Below are 24,265 nucleotides of genomic sequence, written 5' to 3' on the forward strand. Positions count from 1 at the left end.
AGGAGCATATGTGAGACCCGGAATCTGGCAAATCGTCATCGTCGTTCTGGTGATCGTTCTGATCTTCGGCGCTTCCCGCCTGCCCGGTGTCGCCAAGAACGTCGGCAAGTCGATGAAGATCTTCCGCGACGAAATGAAGGACTTCGGCAAGGACGAACCGAGCGTCTCAGCTCCCAAGGACCCCAGTTCCATCGAATCAAAGAACGCACAGCCCGGCAGCTCTGACAGCGCCGGCGAACAGGCATCGGCGCAGACCGAAGCGGACGACGACAAGCGAAAGTGAGCTCGCGCAAGCGCCTGCCGCTGAAGGGCAATCCGCAGAAGCGGATGAAGCTCCTCGATCATTTCCGGGAGCTTCGCAACAGGGCGATAGTGGCAGCCGTTGCCCTGCTCATTGCCTCGGTTCTCGGCTGGTTCCTCTACGACGACGTTCTCGGTCTTCTGCAGAAGCCGCTGGATGACATTGCAGCAGCGGATGGTAAAACCGCCATGCTCAATTTCGCCGGTGTCGTTTCGCCCTTCGACATGAAGATCAAAATCTCGATCTTCATCGGCATCATTCTTTCTGCCCCTGTGTGGCTCTACGAAATCTGGGCGTTCATCATGCCCGGCCTGCACCGCAAGGAGAAGCTGTACACCATCGGCTTCCTCGGCACTGCGCTGCCGCTGTTCTTAGCCGGCGGTGCCCTTGCATTCTTCGCTCTGCCCAATGCGGTTCGCACAATGGGCGGACTCGTGCCGCAGGGGACCTCGTACATTGTTCCGGCGCAGGACTACCTGTCGTTCGTCACCGTCGTCATCATTGCCTTCGGGGCTGCCTTCGTGCTGCCTGTGCTCATGGTGGGCCTCAATATGCTCGATCTTCTTTCAGCCAGGACCATCCGCCGTTCGTGGCGCTGGCTGGTGGTGCTCGTGTTCGTCTTTGCGGCTATTGCCACGCCCACACCGGATGCCGTGTCGATGTTCTACTTGGTCATCCCGATGCTGTTCATGTTCTTCCTGGCCTGGCTTGTCTGCGCGATCATCGATCGGGGTCGCAAGCGCCGCCGGATCGCCGACGGCACGTGGGTCGAACCGATTGACTGAGTAGACTGAGGGATATGGAATCCAACCTGTCTCCGGCTGACGCATATTCACAGTTTCTTCAGCGCCAGAGCGAAGCGGGTTCACCACTGGAGGCTTTCCGCCGTTCCCTGGACTACGAACTCGATGACTTCCAGCTGCGCGCATGCCGCAGTCTGCAGGATGATCACTCTGTTCTTGTTGCCGCACCCACGGGTGCCGGTAAGACTGTTGTCGCTCAGTTCTCGATTGCGCTGGCTGTTGCCCGCGGAGTGCGTGTCTTCTACACCGCCCCGATTAAGGCTCTGTCCAACCAGAAGTTCAATGAGCTCGTTGAGGCGTACGGGGCTGATCGCGTTGGTCTGCTGACTGGGGATACGAGCATCAACCGCGATGCGCAGATCGTCGTCATGACGACCGAGGTTCTGCGCAACATGATCTATTCGGGCACTGATCTGTCTGAGCTCGGTTTCGTGGTGCTCGATGAAGTGCACTACCTGGGGGACAGGTTCCGCGGACCGGTGTGGGAAGAGGTCATCATCCACCTGCCGGCTCACGTGCTGCTGGTCAGCTTGTCTGCAACCGTGTCGAACGCCGAAGAGTTCGGTGCCTGGCTGGCTGAGGTCCGCGGCACCACCGACATCATCGTGTCCGAACACCGTCCGGTTCCGCTGCACAACCACGTGGCCGTCGGCACTGACCTCATGCCGCTGTTCGCGCCGAACGGCAGGGACATCAATAAGGGTCTCGAGGCGGCTGTCCGCCCGTACTCCGGTTTCGGCTCCCGCCGGGACCGCCGCCGAGGCGGAGCTCGGCACCGCTTCATGCGCCCGGCTCGGGCTGCTGTCATCGCGGAACTCGACAAACTGTCGCTGCTGCCGGCCATTTTCTTCATCTTCAGTCGCAAGGGCTGTGATGAAGCGCTCGATCACTGTTTGGCCGCGGGTCTGGACCTGACCACGAAGAACGAGAAGCGCAAGATCGCTGCTGCCTTGGAAGAACTCGAAGAGTCCCTGGTCGCCGAAGACCTCGGTGTCCTCGGCTTCCGTTCTTTCGCCGCCGGTCTCATGTCCGGTTTCGGCGTCCATCACGCCGGACTCATCCCGCAGTTCAAGGAGCTTGTCGAAAAGCTGTTCGTCGAAGGACTCATGCGGGTTGTGTTCGCAACCGAAACGCTGGCTCTGGGCATCAACATGCCGGCCCGTTCGGTGGTGCTCGACAAGCTCAAGAAGTTCAACGGCGAATCCCACGTGCAGATCACACCGGGGGAGTACACGCAGCTGACGGGCCGTGCCGGCAGGCGCGGCATCGACATCGAGGGGCACGCGGTCACGGTGTGGCATCCTACGATCGAAGTCGCTGACATCGCCTCCCTGGCTTCTAAGCGAACCTACGCGCTCAACAGCCGCTTTGTGCCCACCTACAACATGGCTGCGAACCTGCTTGCCCGCATGACTCACGATGACGCACGGAAGGTTCTGGAAACCTCGTTCGCCCAGTACCAGGCCGACTCATCCGTTGTGGGGCTTGCCAAACGGGTGCGCAAAACGGACGAAGCGCTTGCCGGCTACAGGGAGGCAGCACAGTGCGACCGGGGTGATTTCTCGGAGTACTTCGGCTACCGCCTTTCCATTGCGCAAATGGAGAAGCAGGCGGGCAAGCAGCGCACAAAGCTCAAGCAGCGCGACGTTGTCGAATCTCTGTCGCACCTGCAGTTCGGCAGTGTCATCCTCCTGCCGTCAAGGCTGAAATTCGGCGCATGCGTTGTGCTCAATCCCATGCACAACGACCACACTGGCCTGCGTCTGCCGACCGTGCTCACGAGCGCCGGCAAGGTGTGGCACCTGCGCCCGCACGAAGTCACAGAACCTGCGGTGAGCCTCGGCAAAATCAAAAGCCCGCGAAAGTTCAATCACCGCAATCCACGTGAACGCAACCGCCTGCTCGACATCCTGGATCAGGCCATTGAACAGGGACGCGTCAAAGATCCGGCCACTGTTCAGGTGCGCAAGACCAAGGGCCCTAAGGTCGGTTCGGAGGATGTTGACGCGCTGCGCCAGCAGATGCGCGCCCACCCGTGCCATGAATGCCCCGAACGCGAACAGCACGCCCGGTGGGCCGAAAGGGCACACCGGCTTGAACGCGACCGAGCAAAGCTCACCAGTCAGATAACATCGCGCACCTCGTCAATTGCCGAGGTGTTCGACCGAGTCTGTTCGGTTCTGCGGACCCTGGAATTCCTGCCGGATGACACCGCGATTCTGCGGCGCATCTACGGTGATCGAGACCTGCTGATCGCCATGTCAGTGCGCGCTGGTCTGTGGGAGGGCCTGACAGAGCCGGAAGCTGCGGCTATGGCATCGTGCCTCGTGTATGAAAGCAGGCGCGAACTTCTGACGCACACGCGCATGCCCACTCAGACTCTGCGACACTGCGTGAGCGCTCTGGAAGACCTGTGGCGCACACTGGCAAAGACCGAAAGCGATGCGCACACTGCGATCACCCCTGAACCTGAATCCGGGATTGCCGTGCCGATCTACCGGTGGACCGACGGCAAGAACCTTGCGGCAGCGCTTGAGGGCACCGATATTTCAGCCGGCGATTTTGTCCGCTGGGCAAAGCAGACACTCGACGTTCTGGGCCAAATCGAGAACGTCGTGGGCCCAGAATCGGCGGAGACTATTGCTCGTGCTGCCGACGCTATGCGCCGCGGCGTGGTCATGGACCACTACTGATATCAGCGGCGAATCCGCTTGACCACGGACTCGATGTCGGAACCGAAGGTCGATTCAGCGGCAACATAGGTCCACGTTGACGACGGCCGCTTCATGCCGATGGCCGGCAGGTCGACCCCATCAGAGGTGAATTCGACTTCTTCGAGCACATCCTCGGTGCTTGCCATGACATCTGACCAGAACTGGCCGAACTGCGCCATGGACTCCTTGTTGAACGCCTCGTGCGGGCGCTCTTTTGCCAGTGTGCGCAGGTGGATGCCTTCGCGCAGATCATTCAGAAACGCCAGGTGGGCAACCCAGCGGTCGTCGATCTGGAATAGGAGGATATCGCGCAGCGCTTCACGTACAGCGTCTTCCCCGGCGGTATTGACATCGTCGCGGTCGCTGACTTTTTCCAGCAGTTCGTCAATGCCGTAGTCCTCCGTGAGCACAGCCTCGCGGCGGCTGAGCACCTGTTTTCGCTGCTTTGACATGAGGTCGTTGAAGCGCCGGGTGTCACGGTGGACGCCGGTGTTTTCACCCTCCGCCATGCGCTGGGCGTGTTCGACCAGCTGGGCAGCTTTGCGCGACTGTATGAAGCCGGTTTCGTCGCCTTCTTCGACAAAGCGCTGGATTTCCGGAACGCGGGTGAGCAGTTCGTCTTCCAGGCTGGTGAAGAACACGGATGTTCCCGGGTCGCCCTGACGGCCGGAACGTCCGCGCAGCTGATCGTCTAGACGTGATGAGTCATAGCGGCCGGCGCCGATGACGAGCAGGCCGCCAGCGTCACGGGCCTCGTCGTCGGCTAGGCGAATATCGGTTCCGCGGCCGGCCATCTGGGTCGACACGGTGACAGCACCGGATTCTCCGGCCCGAGCGATGATGTCGGCTTCGCGTGAATCGTCTTTCGCGTTGAGAACTCTCACCTCGATGCTGCGCTGCTTGAGCCTGTGCGCGAGGCTTTCAGATTCAGCCACCGAACGGGTGCCGATGAGAATCGGCCGGCCCTCGCGGTGTTCTTCTAGAACCTGGTCGACAATAGCCCGCTCTTTTGACTCCTGGTACGTGTACAGGCGGTCGGGCTCATCAATGCGGATGACCTCTTCATTGGGCTCAACAGCAGAGATTTCGAGGTTGTAGAACTCTTTGAGGTCATCGCCGACCGCCAGAGCGGTACCCGTCATGCCGCACACGGTGCTGTAGGTCTGGATGAGCTCTTCTACAGTCATCTGGTCGAGGATTTCACCGGAAGAGGAAGCCTTCAGGCCCTCCTTCGCTTCGACTGCGGCCTGCAGGCCATCCGGCCAGCGCTGCAGATCGGCCACGCGGCCGCGGGAGTCTGAAATCAGCTTGATGCTGCCGTCGACAACGAGGTAGTCAACATCCCGGTGGACAACAGCCAACGCGTACAGCGCGAGATTGACGGCCGCCAGTGTCTCCGCATCATCACCGTAGAGGTCCACGTCGAGGGCTTCTTCGACGGCATCAATGCCTGCTTCTGTCAGAGACACCGCCGTGCGGTCGTGCGACAGTTCGTAGTGCTTGCCTGCCTCCAGGCCTGCGACAAGGCGCGTGATGTCGGCATCGGCCTGTTCAACGCTCGCGGTGCCGGCCAAAACCAGCGGGACTCTCGCCTCGTCAATGAGAACCGAGTCAGCCTCGTCGACGATCACGACATCACGCTGGGCAATGCGGGGCGTCTGGCCCTGAGTGAGGAAACGGTCGCGCAGAGTGTCAAAGCCGACTTCCTGCACCGAGGCGTACACGACTTCCTGCGTGTAGGACTTTCGGCGAGACTCTTCCGAATCAGATTCGCCCACCGATGCTGCGGTCACACCCAGCAGGTCGAACAGGGGACGCATCCACTCGACGTCACGGGCAGCCAGGTAGTCGTTGACGCTCACCACGTGAACGGTGCGGCCCTGAAGCGCGTAGCCGGCTGCAGCCATCGCGCCGACAAGGGTCTTGCCTTCACCCGTGAGCATCTGCACGACCATGCCGTCGAGCAAGCCGATGAGGCCTTTCAGCTGTGTGAAGTAGGGCCGTTCGCCCAGCGCCCGGTCAGCAGCTTCTCGCACGAGTGCCGCGTAGCGGGTGAGTGATTCGCGGCGGTCCTCCAGGGTGAACAGCTTCGCTGCGGTTTCTGCCAGTTCTTCATCCGGCAGATCCGCGTACTCATCGCCGTAGCGATCGAGGTCGTTCTGGGCTTTTGCGAACCAGCCGACGCGTTTGTCTGCCTGCGCTCCGGGGCGGCCCAGCAGTCGGTCGAAAAAGCCCATAGTCGTTCCTCTCAGCTTTAGATTTCCAGAGGCCAGTCGGGGTTTATCGTAGCGTGGCGCCCTTTGGAACGCAGAAACTCTTCGAGATCAGCTGCCTGTGCACGCTTCCATTCGATCTGTGCTGCGTGCAGCTCTTCGCCCGATCCAGAAGCCAGCAGCTGATGTTTGTCCGCCATGGCCCACAGAATGCAGCCGGCGGCAGTCGCATCGGCCAGAGCGTCGTGGTGGTTGTCCAGCTCGACGCCCCACACGGCGCACAGGTCTGCGAGCGTCCGCTTGCCCCTGCGGAAACGGTCCACTTCCCGATCAAGGACCAGGGTGTCGAAGATCGGCGGCAGAACATCGGCAACGGGTGTGGGAAGTCCCAAGCGGCGGCGTTCAGCTTCGAGCACCGTGAGGTCGTAGACGATGTTGTGTCCGACAACGCTGCCGCCGCGGCGGCGAATGTTCTCAAGGCAGGCAATCACTTCGGCAACAACGGCGGTGCGGTCTGCTCCGTGCTTACGCGCGTAGTCACTGGTGATGCCGTGCACGCTGCTCGCGGCCTCGGGAATCTCAATTCCCGGATCGGCCAGCCACGTGCGGATCTCCAGCGGCTCGATGCCGCCTTCAACCTTGCCCAGGCGCACACAGGCGGCCGTGACGATGTGCACGGTGTGCGGGTCCAGTCCTGTGGTTTCGAGGTCGAAACCCCACAGTTCGGACGTGGTCCAGGACGGGCCCGTGAAGGCGGGGAGCTGGTTCTTGCTCACCCGTCGGTCAGCAGCCGGCGAGGGGCCTGCGGGTGTCGGCGGCACCTCGCCACCCAGTGTCTTCAGAAGGCGGGCAACGGCCCGGTCTGTGCTCCACTGGGTGCCGAATGCTCGCAGTGCTTCGCGGTTCATGCGCTGCGGCACCGCCGCGGCATCCTGGGCGGCGTACAGGACGTCGAGGTCTTCTAGAACCGTCATGACCTTTTCGGCTCGGCGCACTGCGTCTTCGTTCTCTAGGAGAGCTGCAGCGCGCTTGGGGCTCAGACCGTGGTCTTTTGCTCCGCTGGCTGCCGCACGGAAGAGTTCGTCCAGGCCGCCGTAGCCGGCCAGCAGCTTTGCCGCGGTCTTTTCGCCGATACCGGGAACTCCGGGCAGACCATCGGAAGGGTCCCCGCGCAGGGCGGCCATTTCGCGGTACGGAGCCCCACCCTTAACCCCGTATTCGGTGGGTACATCCGCATATGTCAGCGGTGCCCACTGGCCCTTCGGACGGGGCCGATGCAGCTGGATTCTGCGGTCTTCGCGCAGCACTGAAATGAGGTCTCGGTCGGGGGAGACCACCACCAGTTCGTCGTCTGGGCCCATCTGGGCGGCAAAGGATCCGATGATGTCATCAGCTTCGGTACCCGGGATCTCAAGAACCGGTATCCCCGCCAGTCGGAGGGCTTCGCGGATGAGGGGGATCTGCGGTTTGAGGTCGTCGGGAGTTTCCGATCCCGTCTCTTCGTCCTGTACGCGCTGAGCTTTGTACTCCGGGACGATGGCTGTCCGAAAGGCCGGTCGCCAGTCGCCGTCCATGGCTGCGACGATCCGCGTGGAGCGAAGATCGTCAGCCAGGCCCGCAATTGTGTCCAGCAGGCCGCGCAGAGCCCCGACCGGTGTGCCGTCTGCGGCTGTGATACTCGAGGGCAGAGCGTAAAAAGACCGGTAGTACAGGGCGGGGGTATCGAGAACGACGAGTCTGCTCACGCGGCTCAGCCTACCCGAGCCGCCATCACACGCCGGGGGAACGTCTGCAAGAATCGCAGGGTGGTGAATTTCGTTCTGTACAACGGTGATGTCTACAGCAGTGCCGACCCCTTTGCGACGGCCGCGTCTGTCAGCGGTGACGTCGTGGACTGGGTGGGCGGCGATGAGGCCGCGCAGGCGATGGGCTCTGAGCTCATTGATCTGCACGATGATTTCGCTGCCCCGGCCATGATCACAACGGTCGACCTGCGCAGCGAAGAAGCGACCCCGCGTGATTTTCTTGCGGCTGGAATCGTGTCTGTCCACGCAATCGGCACCGACGAGCAGCTTAGGACCTTCGCAGAGCATGCTGGTCCGCTGCGCGTTGTCGGCTACAGCCTCGACGGCACGGGGGACCGACGTGCTCACGTTGGACTGCCGGACGACCGCCCTGACGCAGCCGTGTATGTCATCCTTGATGACCTCGAAGCCCTGAATAGCTATATCGAGGCTCTGGCAGACGCGGGCTTCAAGCGCCACGCGGCCCGCAATGGCTGGCGCGTGTTCGCCAATGTGCAGATTCCCGAAGACTTCGCAGGCCCGCTCGGCCAGTCGCCCCTTCCGCTCACTGTGGACCCGCGCACTTTTGCCCAGCCGGTCGGTGCTTTGCTGCGCGAGGGCGCACAGGTGAGCTTCGCCTCGTCATGTGAACCGTGGGAGGCCATGCGGCAGGCGATTTTCGCCCCCGGTTCCACCGTCAGCGGTCGTGCAGCGTTCAACTGCCTGACGCGCTTTGCCGAACGTGCGCTAGGCAACTTCGGCGGGGGAGTGATCGCGCCGGGCAGCCGTGCGGACATTGCACGGTGGAAGGTTGAGAACCTGGTTGTTCAGGCTGCTGACGAACGCGTTGCGGCGTGGAGCACAGACCCGCGTTCAGGAACGCCCGGGTTGCCGGATCTGACCCCGGGCACTCCGCTTCCGGAGCTCGTGTCGCTGTGGAGCGCAGGCGAACCGGTCGAACTGGACTCCTGATGCACGTACTCGTCTGCATCCCCACGTACAACGAACGCGAATCGCTGCCGAACACACTGAAGGCGATATTCGAATACTCGCCTGATGTCGATGTTCTGGTCATTGACGACGGTTCCCCGGACGGAACAGCCGACTGGGCTGAAGAGCTCGGCGATGACCGCGTGCACGTTATGCGCCGAACCGAAAAGGCAGGCCTGGGACCGGCCTATGTTGCCGGCTTCACGTGGGCGCTGGCCCACGACTACGACGTTATCTGTCAGATGGATGCCGACGGTTCTCACCGGGGCCGCGACCTGCCTCTGCTTCTCAAAGCCGTACGAGGCGGAGCTGAGTTGGCCATCGGATCTCGCTGGGTGCGCGGGGGAGAGGTGGTCCACTGGCCGCTGAACCGAAATGTGCTTTCCCGCGGAGCCAACCTGTACGCCAATGTGGCGATCGGGCTGCACGTGGCCGACGCGACTGCTGGCTTCCGCGCCTATTCGCGCAATCTGCTGCAGCGGATCGACTTGGCCGGTGTGCAGTCCCACGGCTACGGCTTCCAGATCGATATGACCGTCCGTGCCCGCCGTGCCGGGGCAAGGATTGTCGAGGTGCCCATCATCTTCGTTGAACGTGAGCTGGGAGCTTCGAAGATGTCCGGCAGCATCATCAGCGAGGCTTTCGTCAATGTTGCCCGCTGGGGTCTGCAGCGCCGCAGTCAGCAGGTGCGCAGCCTTCTGCGGCGCTGACTGAACACAGCAAGCGGAAGCCCGGCGGCACCTCGCCAGAAGAACCCGGCCGCAGCCGGGGAAGCAGACCAACAGAAGAGGGCCCGAAGCAGTATTCCTGCTTCGGGCCCTCACACGTTTAAGCGGGCGGGCGGTCAGACCTCGGGGGTCTTCTCGCCGCGGCGAATAGCCAGGCGCTCCTCCAGGATCACCTGGAGCTCTTCCATCGACCGGCGCTCCATGAGCATGTCCCAGTGAGTGCGGGCCGGCTTAGCGTCCTCTTCTTCGACTTCGGACACACCAACGCGCATGCCGATGCCGTGAGTACCGGAATCCCACGTGTCCGGAACATCTGCGTCCGTCGAGAACGGAACTTTGAACCGGTGGCCGTCTTCGCAAACGAATTCGACAAGCTGACGAGGTGCCGGCTCGACACCGACTTCCGATTCCAGGGACCGGGAGCCAAGCTGGGTGCCCCGCAGGCTGCGTTCGCTCATGTGACTGAACCTCTCACTCGGTGGGCGGGTATTCAAGCAGACAACAAGTCTAACGCCGCCGAGTATTCCAGGCACACACGACCCGTTAAGGCCAAGGTGCCACAATCACATGTATGAACGACGCCCCGCGCACGCACCGCGAACCGATCGAACCCGACGGCGTGTGGACAAAAGAAGAACAGTCCAGCTTCAAACGCGCCCATATGACGTATCTAAAAGCGCGCACACGCGCTGAGCGCACGGCACAGTCAGTGTCCAAGTTCGCCGGCCAGGCGAAAACGGCAGGGGAGAGGCTCAAGAGCGCCGGATCAGCTGCAGCGCGCACAGCAAAAACAGCCGCGGGTGCAGCAGCCGTTGACGGAGGACTCATCGATAGGGTCAGCGACAGCATTGATACGACGGTCGAACGCATAGGAAAGATGAGCGGAGCTTCAACCGACGGTGTGAAGAGCGGAATTGCCGGAGCGCGCACGAAAGCTAAGTCTGCCGCGCGGCGTTTTTCCGGCACAGATCACAACGAGGACCGCGCGTAGAGCTTGCCTCGTAACCTGTTTGTTACCTAAACTTGCCTCTCGTTACAGATTCGCAACGAGAGGTGACACTGTGCCGAAGGCTTCGAAGACCCTGCGGGCATCCGACATTCTGCGCGCCAGCCGCCGACGTCCGGTTCTTGCAGCCATCGCGGTTCCAACTGCCGCAGCAGCTGCGATTACGGCTGCCGGTTTCGCCGCCGCTCCCGGAGCTGCAGAAGAACCTCAGGCCTTCGAAAGCAAGGCAGCACCCGAAGCAACGACAGACGACACTGCCGACAAACAGCGGAAGGACGCCCAGGCAAAGGCCGAAAAGGAACAGAAGAAGGCTTCCGGTTCCATGACCCTGCCCGAACCCGAAAAGTCCGAATCGGACGCGGGGGAGAAGGCCAACAGCTCCTCTGGCAAGGGCGGATCAAGCAAGAGCGCGTCCAGCAAGTCTGAACCAAAGGCCAACACCAAGGCATCCGGATCGGGTGGCACGTGCAAGGCCTCGTACTACTGGCAGGATCAGATGACCGCCACCGGTGAGCGTTTCAACACAAACGACCTCACTGCCGCGCACAAGTCACTGCCGTTCAACAGCCGCGTAAAGGTGACGAACAAGGCAAACGGCAAGTCCGTCACGGTTCGCATCAATGACCGCGGACCGTACGTTGCAGGCCGTTGCCTCGACCTTTCGACCGCGGCAATGAAGGCTGTTGGCGGAACAGGAGCCGGCGTCATCACTGTTTCCTACCAGGTGCTGTAAACCGCCCTTTCGGGAACGTGCTCAAACACACCCCAGCTCCGTTACCTTTCCGTTACGAATTGATATAGCATTGCGTTATCGTTCCGAAACTTTCATCTGCGATTGGAAGATCTGTGAGCAAACACCGCGCTGAAGGCACCAAGGCCTCCGGAAGCATTTTTGACCTCTTTCGCCGTTCGTCCAAGCGTGGGCGCTACGCGAGCGAACCGAAGTCTGCCGCTGGAGTTCTCGCCTCTGCAGGCCGCCGCCCGGTCCTGGCAGCAATTGCCGTACCGACCGCAGCTGCGGCAAGCATCGTTGCAGCCGGCTTTGCTGTAACGCCAAGCGCAGAAGAAGAACAGACCCAGTTCACCCAGAATGCGGCTCCGGCAGCAGACGCACCCGACACCTCGGCTGCCGAAAAGGCTGCCAAGGACGCCGAAAAGCAGCAGAAAGACAGCGCGCGCTCTCTGTCCGTCAAGGAAGAAGAGCCGGCTGAAGACACCCAGTCGGGCAGTGCAGGCAGCTCGAACTCCGCGGGCAGCTCCGGCAAGTCCGGCAGTACCTCCAAGAAGAGCGGCAACAAGGCCGGCTCAGGTGCCGCTGCCAGCGACAGCGGCAAGCCGAAGAACACAAAGGCATCGGGCAAGGCCGGTTCGTGCCCAGCTTCGACCTACGGCCAGGGTGACGGTTTCCATGGCAGGCAGACCGCCAACGGCGAACGGTTCAACCGCAACGCAATGACCGCAGCACACAAAACGCTGCCGTTCAACAGTCGCGTCAAGGTCACGAATACAAGCAACGGAAAGTCTGTCACCGTCCGCATCAATGACCGCGGACCGTACCACGGCAATCGCTGCCTGGACCTTTCCACCGCCGCAATGAACCAGATCGGCGGCGACGGAGTCGCTACCGTCAAGTGGCAGGTTCTCTGACATAACGCATACAGAAAGCGGCGCAGCACAGTGCGCCGCTTTCTGTATGTCATGGCAGGCTAAGCGCAGTGTGCGCTGTGTCCGGCACAGCAAGCAGACAATCCGGTGTGAGCTCAGAGACTTCGCCAGCGAAACAGTCCTGTGACGCCATCTTTGCCATAAGCGCCGATAATATACATTATGTTAAGTAAAGATTGAGAGGCCGCTTCCCCGATGTCGATGACAGTCATCACCGTGCTCCTCGCAGGCTCTCTCGCCGCCGGATGGATTGACGCCGTTGTCGGCGGTGGCGGACTCATTCTGCTGCCGCTCATCATGATCATGGCTCCGGGACTGACGAACGCTCAGGCACTTGGCACCAACAAGCTCGCCGCGGTTTTCGGCACAACGAGTGCCGCCATTACTCTCGCTCGCCGCGTTCCAAACGCTCTTGGCGCTCTGCGCTGGGCTCCCCTGGCTCTGGTCGGCGCGGCCATCGGCGCGCTCATCGCTGCCAGCGTTGATCAGCACATCATGCGGCCGATCATCATCGTCGTCCTCGTTGCCGTCGGCTTCTTCGTCCTGCTGCGCCCATCCTTTGGCCGTGACAGCGAGCCGCGCATTATGTCAAAGCGCTCGTGGACAGCAGGTGCAGCGATCATTCTGGCCATCGGCATCTACGACGGCGCATTCGGGCCCGGCACCGGCCTGTTCTTCATCATGTCTCTCACGGCGCTCATGCGCGGAGATTTTATGACAAGTGCAGCCTGGGCGAAGGTCCTCAACGTCGCTACCAATCTCGGCGCGCTCATTGTGTTCGGGCTGCGCGGTGATGTCCTGTGGCTGCTGGGCCTGGGCCTCGCCGTAACGAACATCATCGGCGCCCGCATTGGCGCGCGCATGGTGCTCGGTCGCGGCGCCGGCTTCGTCCGCATCGTGATTCTCTGCGTTGTCGTCATCATGGCGGGCAAACTCACCTACGACCAGTTCTTCGCCTGAGCCGCTCCCCTGGCTTACCTACACTCACAATAGTCGGTGCGACCATATTGCCAGTCGCCATCGGCGCACTGATCTCATCGATCCGCCCTCCAACCGCACCAAAGTCGGCTCCAAGTTCCGGCGGACACTGTAAGCGTAAGCCATCACAAACGTGGATAGTACGTGAAAGCCGAAAACCCGGTCGACCAGCACAACGATTTCGCTGACAACTACGGTCGTAAGGTCGTAACGCCCGGGCTTGAGGACCCTCGCAACTCAGAAAACTTCGGCAGGTGGTGGCATCGCTGTCCTACCCCTTCGACAAAGTCTGGGACCGGAAACTCAACTCGTATCATCGTCGCGGATAGCTAACTGGGACCCATCCACCCTTGTGGATACACATTTTTGCAGGCTTACTAACCGGTAAGTATCGGAATCACGGATTCGTTCACCGCACTGCGGTCTGAGCAACGCGGATGACTACGCTTTCAGCAGGGTATTCCATTGTCGCGAGAGCTGTCGTATTCTCGGGTGACAATTCAGACGTTGAGGCGATGGGATATAAGGAGGCCGCAGCTTGGCAAAATTAAGCAATCATGGCCCTCGACATAGCCCCGTGTGCCGTGAACATCCGGAGGTGAAGAGTTCATGATTCCGCAAAGAAGAATTGTGTGGACGTTTGTGTCTGCACTAGCAACGGGCGCGTTTGTGGCGAACATGGTCCTGCCCGTGCAAGCAGAAGGCGTGCAGGTCCGAGATGCTGAGTACACGCTCGACGCACTGTTCAGACACGATCTTGTCATCGGTGGTATGGACTCCGTAAAGAGTTTGACACGTAACGGTACGCCAAGTTCCGACATCGAAGATGGGGTGCAAATAGGCACATTTAAAGGCGATAAAACAGTGATCGTCGACGCTTCTCTCGCGGCGCATGGAGCACTCGCGGTAGTCGACACAGAGCAAGTTGATCTTTCCTGGGAGGGCGTCGACACCATACGAAGGTATGCCGTGTTTCGCGACAACGAACTGCTTGCAGAAACGTCTGAACGGTCTTTCCGAGACTCGAACACTTCGCCAGGCGCAATTTATCACTATCGTGTGGAGACCGTTGTCCCTGAGGGGACAGCTCTTCCTACCTCCGAAGAGGCGACAATTCATGGATTCGACGTCATCGTTCCTGACTCCCCGGACCTAGTGGCAGAGGCAGCGGAATACAACACCAAAATTAATGCAATGGCCGCGCGTAAGGGATCGACTGTGCGATATCGGACATTCATTCCGCAGGCAAAGCTCAGCGCACCGCTAGTAGGTTGCGGTAGCTACCGCAGTCTGAGCGGGTACAAATTCGGTGGGGATAACCGGGGCTACAATGCCAGTTCTGGGACGTCTCGCACGAGTATGACTGCGAATGTACGGTGGGACGGCCGTGGGCTCGTTAGCAGTTCCAATAAAATAGGCGCAACGAAAGTATACAATTCCAAGGGCAAGCTTGTAGCTACGAAGACGGCATCTACCAAGGACATGTCGATTAAGCAACTCGGAAAGACAAAGTCAGCTGTCGATCTTCGCTTCAGGTTAAAAGCGGGAAACCCATTTTGCAAGCACAACTCGATTCAGGGCGCTTTTACGATCACGGTCACTAAAAATGGCTCCTACAGGATTATTTCTGGCAGCCATCGTCAAATGCCGAATCACGAGGTGTATGTATCCTCAACCACCGGTAAGTGGAAGACTGTCTACAAGCGAAAGTACGCAAGTGCTGCGTGCCTGGTTCGTTGGGCCTGCCCAGAGGCGCAGATGGTGGGTTATGGAAACTATTGATCGACCGCACAGCTCTGGGCTATCGGCGCGACGCCGTTTCATTATGGTCAGTGCTCTGGCGGGCGGATTCGCACTACAGGTACTTTACAGCTTTGGGTTCGCCGCGTATCTGAACATCCCGGAGGGCCACCGATGGCCGCCTGTCGTTGCCGCCGGTCTCATGACCCTGGTCGTCGCAGTCGGCACCTGGGGACGCGAAAGAGAAATGGCTCGCATCGCCAAAACTGCCACCATTGCGGCCATTGTGTTCATTCTCTCGAACGCCCTGCTCGCACAGATCGATGCCTTAATTCAGGCCCAGATTCACATGAGCGTGAGCCATGCAGTGAGCGATATATTCATGAGGATTTTCTACTTCTTCATTCTCACGGGCGAAGCATGGTCATCGTTCTTCATCTCGATGGTTGTAGCAGCCCTCGTCACTGAGTAGATCACCAGACATGCATCACCCGTCGGCGAATGGAATCCAAATCCAGCCTTCGCGCAGCGCCGTCTGCCTTTGCTCTTCCGGCGGCCCATAAGCTTTGCCCGTCACCACCGTGTGCGCTGACACAGCGGCGAGAACAGCATCGAGCGCATTGTCATCTGCCACACAGAGATCTGCGTGCTCGTCACTCATGACGAGGCGGAGGGACCTCAGAATCTCTTCTCTCACCTGGGCGCCCGCCGCGCCTTTGTATCCACGGTGCTTAAGCCCGTGTTGGAAGAGGAAACCTGCCGGATAGACCTCGCAGATCCGCCCTGAACCATCGCGCGCCGTGTCGATCCCCAATAGCTTCAGCTGCGCTTCAATGCCGCTCCACCGCAGTGCCGGATATGCGATCCTGTCAGTTGACACACTCAGCGGGCGCAGACCGAAATCGTCCTTGAGGACCCTGTCCGTCATACGGAGAACCGCCTCTGTCCGCCAGTCAGCACACTGCTGCGGCCCACCAGCGTGGTGAGCACTGACCAGGTCAACGAACCTGTCCGGCCAGCCGAGCGGCACATCGACCCCGGTCTTCACCGACTGCCGGATGGCTTCGATGATGGCGCTGTCGTCAGCACCGACCTCGAGCTGCTCAACTCGAAGCGCTGAGGAGTCAGCAGACACAACCGCAAGACCTGTCTGGGCAGTCTGTGAAGCCAGGTCGACCCCAGCAATAAACACTGTCATTGCTTCTGCGCCATGTACGTCAAACACATGTACGGAAGATCAAACGGCTCACTCACCGGATGTTCTTCGGTCAAATAGCCGCGCAGGTTGCCCTCGACACGCGCGCGGACCGTGTCATTTGAGCGCAGCCAGTACGTACGCGTTGCTGTCAGCGCAACCGTGTCGTCAATCGTCATCGGCACACTGAACTCATCAATGCGCGCTTCGACCGTACCGAAACCTGCTCGAAGCTCGGGCCGCCACTGCGGGCGATAGACATCACCGGCGTGCATGATGCGTGACAGTCGTAGAACCCAGTCAACCCGCACATCGAGCTGGTTGAGAACTATGGCCGCCACTCCCCCGGGTTTGAGAACCCTCGCGAACTCCGCTGAGGCCGCCTCGGCATCAAACCAGTGCCACGCTTGAGCAGACACTACGAGGTCGAACGATGCATCAGCAAAGGGCAGCTGTTCTGCCCGAGCGGTTGTCGACGGCAGAGGGTTGATCTCCAAGAGCGCCGAGTCCGGATCGGCTGCGTGAACGTCAAAGCCACGCGCCGCAAGCGCCCGACCGTATTTCCCGGTACCGGAACCAACGTCGAGCACCCGAAGTCCCGCAGGATCAGCGGGCACCTCTCCCCCGTCCTCGGCGGCTGCTGCAGCCAGTGCGCGGTCAGAGACAGCGCGAACGGCCGTATCGGGATAGCCGGGTCGAATGCGCTCGTACTCGTATGCCGAAGCACCGAACAGAGTGCCGCGTCCTTTAGCATCGCGGCGAATCTTCGGGCTTGCCATCAGGCCTCAGTCAGAATGAATTCCGCCCCGGCGTCCTCGACAGTTTCACGGATCGCCTGCACCATGCCGTCCGAAATGGGAATGCCGTTGACGGAGCGATCCTCGACCGAGCGGTGCTCAGGATCACCGGCAACCTGCACGGGTTCGTCCGGGTCAACGGGCTCCATACCGCGCAGGGTGTCCCGCAGAACGCGTGCGTACTCTTCGGCGTCCGCACCTTCTCCGAATGCGCGAGGATCAATCGCCAAGAAGAAGTAGCCAATCGACTGGCGTCCGGCAACATCACCCGGCTGGTCGGAACCGGACAGGGCAGCCGAGAGCAGCTGCACCATCGTGGCAAGCGCGTAGCCCTTGTGCCCACCGGCGCTGTTGCCGCCAACCGGAAGAAGCCCAATGTCGGAGCTTTCCGGGCTCAAAAGAGCGTTGTAGACCTCCATGCCGTCCGTGACAACCTCACCATTGCCGTCAGTTGCCCATTCACCGGCGAGAGGCTCATCCGCGTAGGCGTAGACCTTGACCTTGTTGCCGGGCACAACGGTGGTGGCCATGTCAACGAAAATGGGCTCTTCGTCCTTCACTGGGTGTGCGAAGGCAATCGGATTCGTTCCCATGAGCGCATGCTTGGCCCCGGTCGGCTTCTGCATGGCCGAGCGCGTCGAACACGTGGCAATGCCCACCATGCCCCTGCGAGCAGCTCGCAGGACATACTGTCCGGCAGCCCCGAAGTGATTCGCATTGCGCACCGACCCGATGCCCACTCCGAACTTCTCTGCTGCTTCGATTGCTGCGTCCATCGCGCGCACGCTCACCGGATGACCGAAGCCATGGTCGGCGTTAAAAACCGAAACCGCACCGAACTGGTGAACCAGGCGCTGTTCGGCCTTTTCATTCAGGGTGCCGTCGGAGATCTCCTGCCAGTACAGGGGAAGCATCGAAATGCCGTGGGAGTCGACTCCCGACAGGTCGGTGGCAAACATGATCTCTGTGCACACCTGCGCCTGGTCTTCTGCCAGTCCAAAGGCTTTCAGCCCAGTGAAGATCTGCTCTTTGACGGACTGCGGGGTGTAACGACGCATAGGAGGCCTTCCTCAGCTGGGGTTGATTCAAGCGGCACACGTGCCGTGTGTGTCGGTTCGCTGCGACCCAGCCTATCCGGTGTCTGCGGCGTACCAATGGGAGCCTAAAATGAACCGAGAGTGTATATATCCTGGGTTTTCTTCTTAAGAACCAGAAAGGCCATGATGGACGTTTCCCTTGAGCAGGCACAGGCTGACTACCGCGCGTTCGCCGCTCGCGGCCTCAATCTCGACATCACCCGAGGCAAGCCGGCACCCGAACAGCTTGACCTGTCGGCTGATCTGCTGACGAACGTCACGGGTGACGACTTCACCTCGCCTTCGGGAATCGACACGCGCAACTACGGCGGCCTTGACGGACTGAAGGAACTCCGCGAAATCTTCGGTGAGCTCTACAAGGTGCCCACCGAGCAGATCTTGGCGCAGGGTTCGTCATCTTTGACGCTTGAGTACATGACCCTGGACTTCGCCAAGCGCTACGGCACCCCCGCAGGTGCCCCGTGGACGAACGCCAAGATCCTCTGCCCCGTTCCCGGCTACGACCGCCATTTCCAGTTGGCAGAAGCCCTCGGCTACGAGCTCATCGCAATCCGCACGGACGATGAAGGACCCGTCATGGACGACGTCCGCCGCTATGTGGCAGACCCAGATGTCCGCGCCATGTGGCTCGTACCCATGTACTCCAACCCGACCGGCACATCGATCAGCGAAGCCAGGGCCCGCGAACTCGCTGAAATCAAGGCGGCAGCAGACGACTTCACCCTCCTGTGGGACAACGCCTACGGCCTGCACCACCTGTCAGATGACAACCAGGCACCCATGGTCGACATCCTGTCCCTGTGCGCCGAAGCAGGCCACCCCGACCGCCCCTGGATCTACGCCTCGACATCGAAGATGACCTTCGCCGGCGCGGGTGTGGCGTTCTTCGCCAGCTCCCCCGCCGTCATCGAGTGGTACCGCACCCACATGGGGGCCGCCATGATCGGCCCGGACAAGATCAACCAGCTGCGCCACCTGCGGTTCTTCCGCGATGCCGACGGCGTTCGCGAACACATGCGCCGCCACGCCGAGATCATCCGCCCGAAGTTCGAAGCCGTGCTCACCGCGCTTGAAAACGGTCTGAGTTCCGACATCGCGTCATGGACGCAGCCGAACGGCGGCTACTTCATCACCCTGCGCGTCCCCAACGGCACCGCCTCAAAGGTTGTGAAGTACGCGGCCGAAGCCGGTGTAGCTCTCACCCCCGCAGGCTCCACCCACCCGCACGGGCTTGACCCCAACGACGCCTACATCCGGATCGCGCCCTCAATGCCGAGCCTCGAAGACGTCACCGCCGCAGCCGAAGGCCTGGTCGCCTGCGTGCGCCTGGCCGCAGCCGAACTCGGCTGAACCCTCCCCCCAAGAAAGAACGAGGCGGAGCTCACTTTGGTGAGCTCCGCCTCGTTCGTTCTGTTCCCCAATCAGCGGTAGTCGTAGAAACCGCGGCCGGACTTCCGACCGAGCAGTCCCCCGTCGACCATGCGCGACAGCAGGACCGGCGGCTTGTCGGCGGCAGCACCGGTTTCTTCATAGATCGACTGGCCGACGAACAGGCACGTGTCCAGCCCGATGAGGTCAGCAAGCGTGAGCGGACCCATGGGGTGGGCGGCACCGTTCATCATGCCGTTGTCAATGTCTTCCTTCGTCGCGTGACCGGCTTCGTACATGCGGATGGCGGCGAAAAGGTACGGGATGAGCAGAGCGTTGACGATGAAGCCGGGGCGGTCGTCCGAGCGGATGGGCTTCTTGCCCAGAACGTCAATCGAGAACTTCTCAATCGTGTTTGCAACCTCCGGATCAGTCAGCACGGAGCTGATGATTTCGACAAGCGGCTGCACCGGTGCGGGGTTGAAGAAGTGCAGACCGAGAACCCGCTCCGGACGTGAGGTCACCTGCGCGAAGCGGATGATCGGCATGGACGAAGTATTGGACGCAAGAATCGCGTTCTTGTCGGTGACGATGCCGTCGAGTTCAGAGAAGATCGACTTCTTGATCTCTTCGTTTTCACTGGCGGCTTCGATGACCAGCTGACGGTCGGCCATGGCCTGCAGATCAGTTGTGAAGGTCAGGCGGCCGAGAGCCGCGTCGGCGTCTTCCTGGCTGAGCTTGCCGCGCTCAACGCCCTTGGCGAAGGACTTTTCGATCCGGCCGCGGCCGGCTGCGACAGCTTCGTCGCTGATGTCCCGGACGACGACGTCCAGACCCGAACGAGCGAGGACCTCGGCAATGCCCGAGCCCATGAGGCCGGAGCCGATGACACCTGCTTTCGTGATTTCCATTATTCTCCTTTCGAAGACGAAAGGCGGCGACCCCTTACGGGCCGCCGCCGATTTCAGCTGCCGAACCAAGCGGAATTGCGAATCTGCTTCATCGCCTCTTTCCGCCGTGGCCCGGGCAGTGTCTGAACGTACACAACGCCGTTCAGGTGGTCTGTTTCGTGCTGGAGCATCTGCGCGAACACCCCATCACCGCGCAGTTCGACCGGGTTGCCGTCAGCGTCGAAGCCCTTCACGGCCGCATATTCCCAGCGAGGGGTGGGAAACTGCAGACCCGGGATCGACAGGCAGCCTTCGCCGATGTCGCGCTTCTCGCCCGACGTTTCGATGATCTCGGGGTTGAAGATCGCACCGGTGCGGCCGTCGACGTCATAGCCGAAGGCTCGAAGGGCAACCCCAATCTGGGGCGCTGCCACGGCGGCACGGCCGTCGGGCAGCGACGAGTCGATGAGGTCTTGCGCCAGCGCCCGAGTTGCCGGCCCGAATTCGGTGACGGGCCGGCACTCAGTGCGCAAGACGGGATCTCCGAAGAGCCTGATGGCTCGTTCAGCCATCGATGACCACCACGAGGTCGCCACCCTCAAGCTGCGCGACAGGTTCGATGGCCACACGCGACACGGTGCCGTCGATCGTCGCCGTGATGGAGGCTTCCATCTTCATCGCTTCGATCGTGGCGACCGTCTGGCCTGCCTTGACCTTGTCGCCTTCGGCAACCTGGAGGGTGACGACACCCGCGAACGGGCTGGCCACGTGACCCGGGTTGGATTCGTCGGCGCGTTCTGCAACCGCGATGTCAACGTCAACCGAACGGTCGCGGATCGACAGCGGGCGCAGCTGGCCGTTGAGCGTTGCCATGACGTTGCGCATACCCCGTTCATCCGGCGAGGAGATCGCCTGGATGCCGACGAGCAGAGCCTTGCCCTTTTCGATGACGACGGAGTGTTCGTGACCTTCACGCACGCCGTACAGGAATTCGTTCGTCTCCAGCACCGACAGGTCGCCGTACTGGTCGATCATGCGGCCGTATTCCTTGGTCGGCTGCGGGAACAGCAGACGGTTGAGCGTGTCCTGGCGGGTCTTGCCGGGCTCGCGCAGGAGCTCAGCTTCGTGCGCCTCAAGGTGCTCAGCAGGCTTGACGTGCTTGCGGCCTTCCAGCGCCTTGGTGCGGAACGGCTCGGGCCAGCCTGCCGGCGGGTCGCCGAGGTCACCGCTGAGGAACCCGATGACGGAGTCCGGGATGTCGAAGCTCTGGGGGTTCTCCGCGAATTCCTTGGGGTCGGCGTTGACTGCGACGAGGTGCAGTGCGAGGTCGCCGACAACCTTCGAGGAGGGAGTCACCTTTACCAGGTGGCCCAGGATCTTGTCGGCTGCTTCGTACATGAGCTCGACTTCTTCGAAGCGCTCGCCCAGGCCGAGTGCAACTGCCTGCTGGCGCAGGTTCGACAGCTGGCCGCCGGGGATTTCGTGGCGGTAGACGCGACCCGTCGGTCCCGGCAGACCGGATTCGAACGGCTTGTAGACGTTGCGCACGGCCTCCCAGTACGGTTCGAGGTCCTGCACGTTGGCCAGGTTGAGGCCGGTGTCGCGCTCGGTGTGCTCGAGGGCTGCCACGAGTGCCGACATGGGCGGCTGGCTCGTGGTGCCGGCCATCGATGCGGAGGCTGCGTCAACAGCGTCCACGCCGGCTTCCGATGCGGCCAGGAGGGTGGCCAGCTGACCGCCGGCGGTGTCGTGGGTGTGCAGGTGCAGCGGCAGGTCGAACTCGCTGCGCAGCGCGGTGACCAGCTTGGTGGCTGCGGCGGGGCGCAGCAGGCCTGCCATGTCCTTGATTGCGAGGACGTGGGCGCCGGCTTCGACGATCTGCTCTGCAAGGCTCAGGTAGTAGTCGAGGGTGTAGACCTCTTCCTTCGGGTTGAGAAGATCCGAGGTGTAGCACAGCGCGACTTCGGCCACTGCCTTGCCGGTGCCGCGGACAGCCTCAATTGCCGGGCGCATCTGTTCGACGTCATTGAGGGCGTCGAAGATGCGGAACACGTCGATGCCGGTGCGGGCGGATTCGTCGACGAAGGCGTCGGTCACTTCGGTCGGGTAGGGCGTGTAGCCGACGGTGTTGCGGCCGCGCAGCAGCATCTGGAGGTTGGTGTTCGGCATGGCCGAGCGCAGCTTCTCCAGACGTTCCCACGGGTCTTCCGCGAGGAAGCGCAGCGCGACGTCGTAGGTGGCGCCGCCCCATGCTTCTACCGAGAGCAGTTCGGGCAGCATCCGGGCGATGTACGGTGCGACAGCTTCGAGGTCACGGGTGCGCACACGGGTCGCCAGAAGCGACTGGTGGGCGTCACGGAACGAGGTGTCAGTCACCTTGAGTTCCTTGGCATCACGCAGAGCCTTTGCCCAGCCCTCGGGGCCGAGTTCCAGGAGGCTGTTGCGCGATGACGCGGGTGTTTCTTCGGAAAGTTCCAGCTGCGGGAGCTTTTCAGAGGGCTTGAGGTCAACCGGTGACGGGCCGTAGGGCTGGTTGACGGTCACGTCGGCGAGGTATTCGAGGACCTTCGAACCGCGGTCAGCGCCCACGCGTGCTTCCAGCAGGTGGGGACGCTCTTCAATGAAGTTGGTCGACAGGTCACCGCGAATGAACGCGGGGTCGTCGAGAACAGCCCGGAGGAAGCCGATGTTCGATGCGACACCGCGGATGCGGAATTCGGCAAGTGCGCGACGCTGGCGGTTGACCGCAACGTCGTACGTGGCACCTCGTGCGGTGCACTTGACGAGCATCGAGTCGAAGTGGGCCGAAACCTCGGCACCCGCGTAGACGGTGCCGCCGTCCAGCCGGACACCCGCACCGCCGGCCGAACGGTACGCGGTGATCGTTCCTGTGTCCGGGCGGAAGGAGTTTGCGGGGTCTTCCGTAGTGATGCGGCACTGCACGGCCGCACCCTTGTAGCTGATCTTGTCCTGAGTCAGGCCGAGTTCTTCCAGGCTTGTGCCCGCGGCAATGCGCATCTGCGCCTGCACGAGGTCGACATCGGTGATCTCTTCCGTGATCGTGTGCTCAACCTGGATGCGCGGGTTCATTTCGATGAAGGCGAACTTGCCTGCGCGCGGGCCGGCGGTTTCCAGCAGGAACTCGACGGTTCCGGCGTTCTGGTAGCCGATCGAACGGGCGAACTGCAGCGCAGCGTCGTGCATTGCGCTTGCGATTTCCGGGTCGAGGTTCGGCGCGGGGGCGATTTCGACGACCTTCTGGTGGCGACGCTGGATAGAGCAGTCGCGTTCGAACAGGTGAACGGCGTTCGAGTCGTTGTCAGCCAGAACCTGGACTTCGATGTGGCGGGGCCGCTGAACGGCCTGCTCAATGTAGACGGTCGGGTTGCCGAACGCACCTTCGCCTTCGCGCATGGCGATCTTTGCGGCCTCAACCAGTTCGGTGCGGTTGTCAACACGGCGCATACCGCGACCGCCGCCGCCGGCAACTGCCTTGACGAACAGCGGGAACTCCATGTTCTCAGCGGCTTCGAGCAGTTCGTCGAGGTCAGTCGATGCCGGGGTTGCATCGAGCGTGGGAACTCCCGCTTCGCGTGCTGCGGCGATGGCCTCAACCTTGTTGCCGGCCATCTGGAGCACATCGGCACGCGGGCCGATGAAGGTGATTCCCTCGCGGTCGCAGGCACGAGCAAGTTCCGGGTTTTCCGACAGGAACCCGTAACCGGGGTAAACGGCGTCTGCTCCGGATTCCTTGGCCACGCGAATGATCTCGTCGACGTTGAGGTACGCCCGAACCGGGTGCCCTTCGTCTCCGATCATGTACGCTTCGTCAGCCTTGAGGCGGTGCTCCGAGTTGCGGTCTTCGTAGGGGAAGACGGCGACTGTGGACGCGCCGAGTTCGTAGGCTGCGCGGAATGCGCGCACCGCGATTTCACCGCGGTTGGCTACCAGGACTTTCTTGAACATCAGGCAAGCTCTATTCCGGTTGTGCCCCTT

The 24,265-nt window shown here is 61.5% G+C and carries 21 protein-coding genes; 12 read left to right on the forward strand and 9 right to left on the reverse strand.

The features are described 5' to 3' along the window. Positions 1–10 precede the first annotated feature (10 nt). The 3 genes from tatA to HMPREF3172_RS07330 are packed head-to-tail and all read left to right on the forward strand — an operon-like array spanning position 11 to position 3,797. On the forward strand, positions 11–283 hold the full coding sequence (gene tatA / locus HMPREF3172_RS07320; protein ID WP_062021417.1) for a twin-arginine translocase TatA/TatE family subunit: 273 nt from the start codon (positions 11–13) through the stop codon (positions 281–283). Continuing rightward, the gene (gene tatC / locus HMPREF3172_RS07325) at positions 280–1,086 is read left to right on the forward strand and encodes a twin-arginine translocase subunit TatC (RefSeq protein ID WP_083281457.1); all 807 of its coding nucleotides are present in this window, start codon (positions 280–282) and stop codon (positions 1,084–1,086) included. The genes tatA and tatC overlap by 4 nt, the downstream gene beginning before the upstream one ends. A 14-nt stretch (positions 1,087–1,100) precedes the next feature. Beyond that, the gene (locus HMPREF3172_RS07330) at positions 1,101–3,797 is read left to right on the forward strand and encodes a DEAD/DEAH box helicase (RefSeq protein WP_070516503.1); all 2,697 of its coding nucleotides are present in this window, start codon (positions 1,101–1,103) and stop codon (positions 3,795–3,797) included. Positions 3,798–3,799: 2 nt separating this feature from the next. Here HMPREF3172_RS07330 and secA2 read toward each other — a convergent pair whose 3' ends face one another. Together secA2 and HMPREF3172_RS07340 are read right to left on the reverse strand one after the other, a co-directional pair. Further along, entirely contained in the window at positions 3,800–6,055 is a 2,256-nt protein-coding gene (gene secA2 / locus HMPREF3172_RS07335; protein ID WP_070516504.1) for an accessory Sec system translocase SecA2, read from the reverse strand. Positions 6,056–6,072: 17 nt separating this feature from the next. Beyond that, positions 6,073–7,776 (reverse strand): 5'-3' exonuclease H3TH domain-containing protein, encoded by a 1,704-nt coding sequence (locus HMPREF3172_RS07340; protein WP_070516506.1) that lies wholly within the window; start codon positions 7,774–7,776, stop codon positions 6,073–6,075. A gap of 60 nt (positions 7,777–7,836) precedes the next feature. Here HMPREF3172_RS07340 and HMPREF3172_RS10575 point away from each other — a divergent pair, with 60 nt between their 5' ends. Beyond that, entirely contained in the window at positions 7,837–8,787 is a 951-nt protein-coding gene (locus HMPREF3172_RS10575; protein ID WP_070516508.1) for an amidohydrolase family protein, read from the forward strand. After that, positions 8,787–9,515 carry a polyprenol monophosphomannose synthase gene (locus HMPREF3172_RS07350; RefSeq protein WP_070516510.1) on the forward strand — a complete coding sequence of 243 codons (729 nt, stop codon included), beginning with the start codon at positions 8,787–8,789 and terminating at the stop codon, positions 9,513–9,515. The genes HMPREF3172_RS10575 and HMPREF3172_RS07350 overlap by 1 nt, the downstream gene beginning before the upstream one ends. Before the next feature lie 134 nt (positions 9,516–9,649). Here HMPREF3172_RS07350 and HMPREF3172_RS07355 read toward each other — a convergent pair whose 3' ends face one another. Beyond that, complete coding sequence (locus HMPREF3172_RS07355; RefSeq protein ID WP_070516512.1) at positions 9,650–9,991, reverse strand: RNA polymerase-binding protein RbpA; 342 nt, start codon at positions 9,989–9,991, stop codon at positions 9,650–9,652. Positions 9,992–10,104: 113 nt separating this feature from the next. Between HMPREF3172_RS07355 and HMPREF3172_RS07360 the strand changes: the two genes are divergently transcribed. The 6 genes from HMPREF3172_RS07360 to HMPREF3172_RS07385 all read left to right on the forward strand — a co-directional run bounded on the left by HMPREF3172_RS07360 (position 10,105) and on the right by HMPREF3172_RS07385 (position 15,394). Beyond that, on the forward strand, positions 10,105–10,524 hold the full coding sequence (locus HMPREF3172_RS07360) for a hypothetical protein (protein WP_061942814.1): 420 nt from the start codon (positions 10,105–10,107) through the stop codon (positions 10,522–10,524). A gap of 70 nt (positions 10,525–10,594) precedes the next feature. Beyond that, positions 10,595–11,272, forward strand: a complete 678-nt coding sequence (locus HMPREF3172_RS10580; protein ID WP_218078933.1) for a septal ring lytic transglycosylase RlpA family protein — start codon at positions 10,595–10,597, stop codon at positions 11,270–11,272. A 113-nt stretch (positions 11,273–11,385) separates the two neighbouring features. Continuing rightward, the gene (locus HMPREF3172_RS10585) at positions 11,386–12,186 is read left to right on the forward strand and encodes a septal ring lytic transglycosylase RlpA family protein (protein WP_070516514.1); all 801 of its coding nucleotides are present in this window, start codon (positions 11,386–11,388) and stop codon (positions 12,184–12,186) included. Between the two features lie 213 nt (positions 12,187–12,399). Next, positions 12,400–13,164, forward strand: a complete 765-nt coding sequence (locus HMPREF3172_RS07375; RefSeq protein WP_061942808.1) for a TSUP family transporter — start codon at positions 12,400–12,402, stop codon at positions 13,162–13,164. Positions 13,165–13,824: 660 nt separating this feature from the next. Next, positions 13,825–14,964: a DUF3238 domain-containing protein gene (locus HMPREF3172_RS07380; RefSeq protein WP_256173292.1), complete on the forward strand. Its 1,140-nt coding sequence runs from the start codon at positions 13,825–13,827 to the stop codon at positions 14,962–14,964. Continuing rightward, positions 14,951–15,394: a hypothetical protein gene (locus HMPREF3172_RS07385; protein WP_256173293.1), complete on the forward strand. Its 444-nt coding sequence runs from the start codon at positions 14,951–14,953 to the stop codon at positions 15,392–15,394. The genes HMPREF3172_RS07380 and HMPREF3172_RS07385 overlap by 14 nt, the downstream gene beginning before the upstream one ends. 15 nt (positions 15,395–15,409) lie before the next feature. On the opposite strand, the gene HMPREF3172_RS07390 is transcribed toward HMPREF3172_RS07385, so the two are convergent. From HMPREF3172_RS07390 to HMPREF3172_RS07400, 3 genes are read right to left on the reverse strand one after another with little or no spacing between them, the layout of a single operon-like run. Further along, positions 15,410–16,120: a DUF429 domain-containing protein gene (locus HMPREF3172_RS07390; protein ID WP_070516520.1), complete on the reverse strand. Its 711-nt coding sequence runs from the start codon at positions 16,118–16,120 to the stop codon at positions 15,410–15,412. Then, entirely contained in the window at positions 16,117–16,896 is a 780-nt protein-coding gene (locus HMPREF3172_RS07395; RefSeq protein ID WP_070516522.1) for a class I SAM-dependent methyltransferase, read from the reverse strand. Before HMPREF3172_RS07395 ends, HMPREF3172_RS07390 begins: the two co-directional genes overlap by 4 nt. Continuing rightward, positions 16,896–17,972, reverse strand: a complete 1,077-nt coding sequence (locus tag HMPREF3172_RS07400) for an Ldh family oxidoreductase (protein ID WP_070516523.1) — start codon at positions 17,970–17,972, stop codon at positions 16,896–16,898. The genes HMPREF3172_RS07395 and HMPREF3172_RS07400 overlap by 1 nt, the downstream gene beginning before the upstream one ends. Before the next feature lie 165 nt (positions 17,973–18,137). Between HMPREF3172_RS07400 and HMPREF3172_RS07405 the strand changes: the two genes are divergently transcribed. Further along, complete coding sequence (locus tag HMPREF3172_RS07405) at positions 18,138–19,361, forward strand: aspartate aminotransferase type Ic (RefSeq protein WP_256173295.1); 1,224 nt, start codon at positions 18,138–18,140, stop codon at positions 19,359–19,361. A gap of 71 nt (positions 19,362–19,432) precedes the next feature. On the opposite strand, the gene HMPREF3172_RS07410 is transcribed toward HMPREF3172_RS07405, so the two are convergent. Genes HMPREF3172_RS07410 through HMPREF3172_RS07420 form a run of 3 tightly spaced genes read right to left on the reverse strand, consistent with a single transcriptional unit; the run spans position 19,433 to position 24,235 of the window. Then, positions 19,433–20,290, reverse strand: a complete 858-nt coding sequence (locus tag HMPREF3172_RS07410; protein WP_176746139.1) for a 3-hydroxybutyryl-CoA dehydrogenase — start codon at positions 20,288–20,290, stop codon at positions 19,433–19,435. 53 nt (positions 20,291–20,343) lie between these two features. Beyond that, a complete protein-coding gene (locus HMPREF3172_RS07415) occupies positions 20,344–20,841 on the reverse strand; it encodes a peptide deformylase (protein ID WP_019174977.1) in 498 nt (165 codons plus the stop codon). Continuing rightward, entirely contained in the window at positions 20,834–24,235 is a 3,402-nt protein-coding gene (locus tag HMPREF3172_RS07420; protein ID WP_070516527.1) for a pyruvate carboxylase, read from the reverse strand. The genes HMPREF3172_RS07415 and HMPREF3172_RS07420 overlap by 8 nt, the downstream gene beginning before the upstream one ends. Positions 24,236–24,265 lie beyond the last annotated feature (30 nt).

This window comes from Brevibacterium sp. HMSC08F02, from assembly GCF_001807555.1.
GTDB lineage: Bacteria > Actinomycetota > Actinomycetes > Actinomycetales > Brevibacteriaceae > Brevibacterium > Brevibacterium ravenspurgense.

Coding starts and splice junctions, on each gene's coding strand:
- HMPREF3172_RS07405 (WP_256173295.1), top strand. CDS start 18,138: ATGGACGTTTCCCTTGAGCAGGCACAGGCTGACTACCGCGCGTTCGCC.
- HMPREF3172_RS07410 (WP_176746139.1), bottom strand. CDS start 20,290: ATGGAAATCACGAAAGCAGGTGTCATCGGCTCCGGCCTCATGGGCTCG.
- HMPREF3172_RS07385 (WP_256173293.1), top strand. CDS start 14,951: ATGGAAACTATTGATCGACCGCACAGCTCTGGGCTATCGGCGCGACGC.
- HMPREF3172_RS07390 (WP_070516520.1), bottom strand. CDS start 16,120: ATGACAGTGTTTATTGCTGGGGTCGACCTGGCTTCACAGACTGCCCAG.
- HMPREF3172_RS07375 (WP_061942808.1), top strand. CDS start 12,400: ATGTCGATGACAGTCATCACCGTGCTCCTCGCAGGCTCTCTCGCCGCC.
- HMPREF3172_RS07350 (WP_070516510.1), top strand. CDS start 8,787: ATGCACGTACTCGTCTGCATCCCCACGTACAACGAACGCGAATCGCTG.
- HMPREF3172_RS07355 (WP_070516512.1), bottom strand. CDS start 9,991: ATGAGCGAACGCAGCCTGCGGGGCACCCAGCTTGGCTCCCGGTCCCTG.
- HMPREF3172_RS07420 (WP_070516527.1), bottom strand. CDS start 24,235: ATGTTCAAGAAAGTCCTGGTAGCCAACCGCGGTGAAATCGCGGTGCGC.
- secA2 (WP_070516504.1), bottom strand. CDS start 6,055: ATGGGCTTTTTCGACCGACTGCTGGGCCGCCCCGGAGCGCAGGCAGAC.
- HMPREF3172_RS07415 (WP_019174977.1), bottom strand. CDS start 20,841: ATGGCTGAACGAGCCATCAGGCTCTTCGGAGATCCCGTCTTGCGCACT.
- HMPREF3172_RS07395 (WP_070516522.1), bottom strand. CDS start 16,896: ATGGCAAGCCCGAAGATTCGCCGCGATGCTAAAGGACGCGGCACTCTG.
- HMPREF3172_RS07360 (WP_061942814.1), top strand. CDS start 10,105: ATGAACGACGCCCCGCGCACGCACCGCGAACCGATCGAACCCGACGGC.
- HMPREF3172_RS07400 (WP_070516523.1), bottom strand. CDS start 17,972: ATGCGTCGTTACACCCCGCAGTCCGTCAAAGAGCAGATCTTCACTGGG.
- HMPREF3172_RS07330 (WP_070516503.1), top strand. CDS start 1,101: ATGGAATCCAACCTGTCTCCGGCTGACGCATATTCACAGTTTCTTCAG.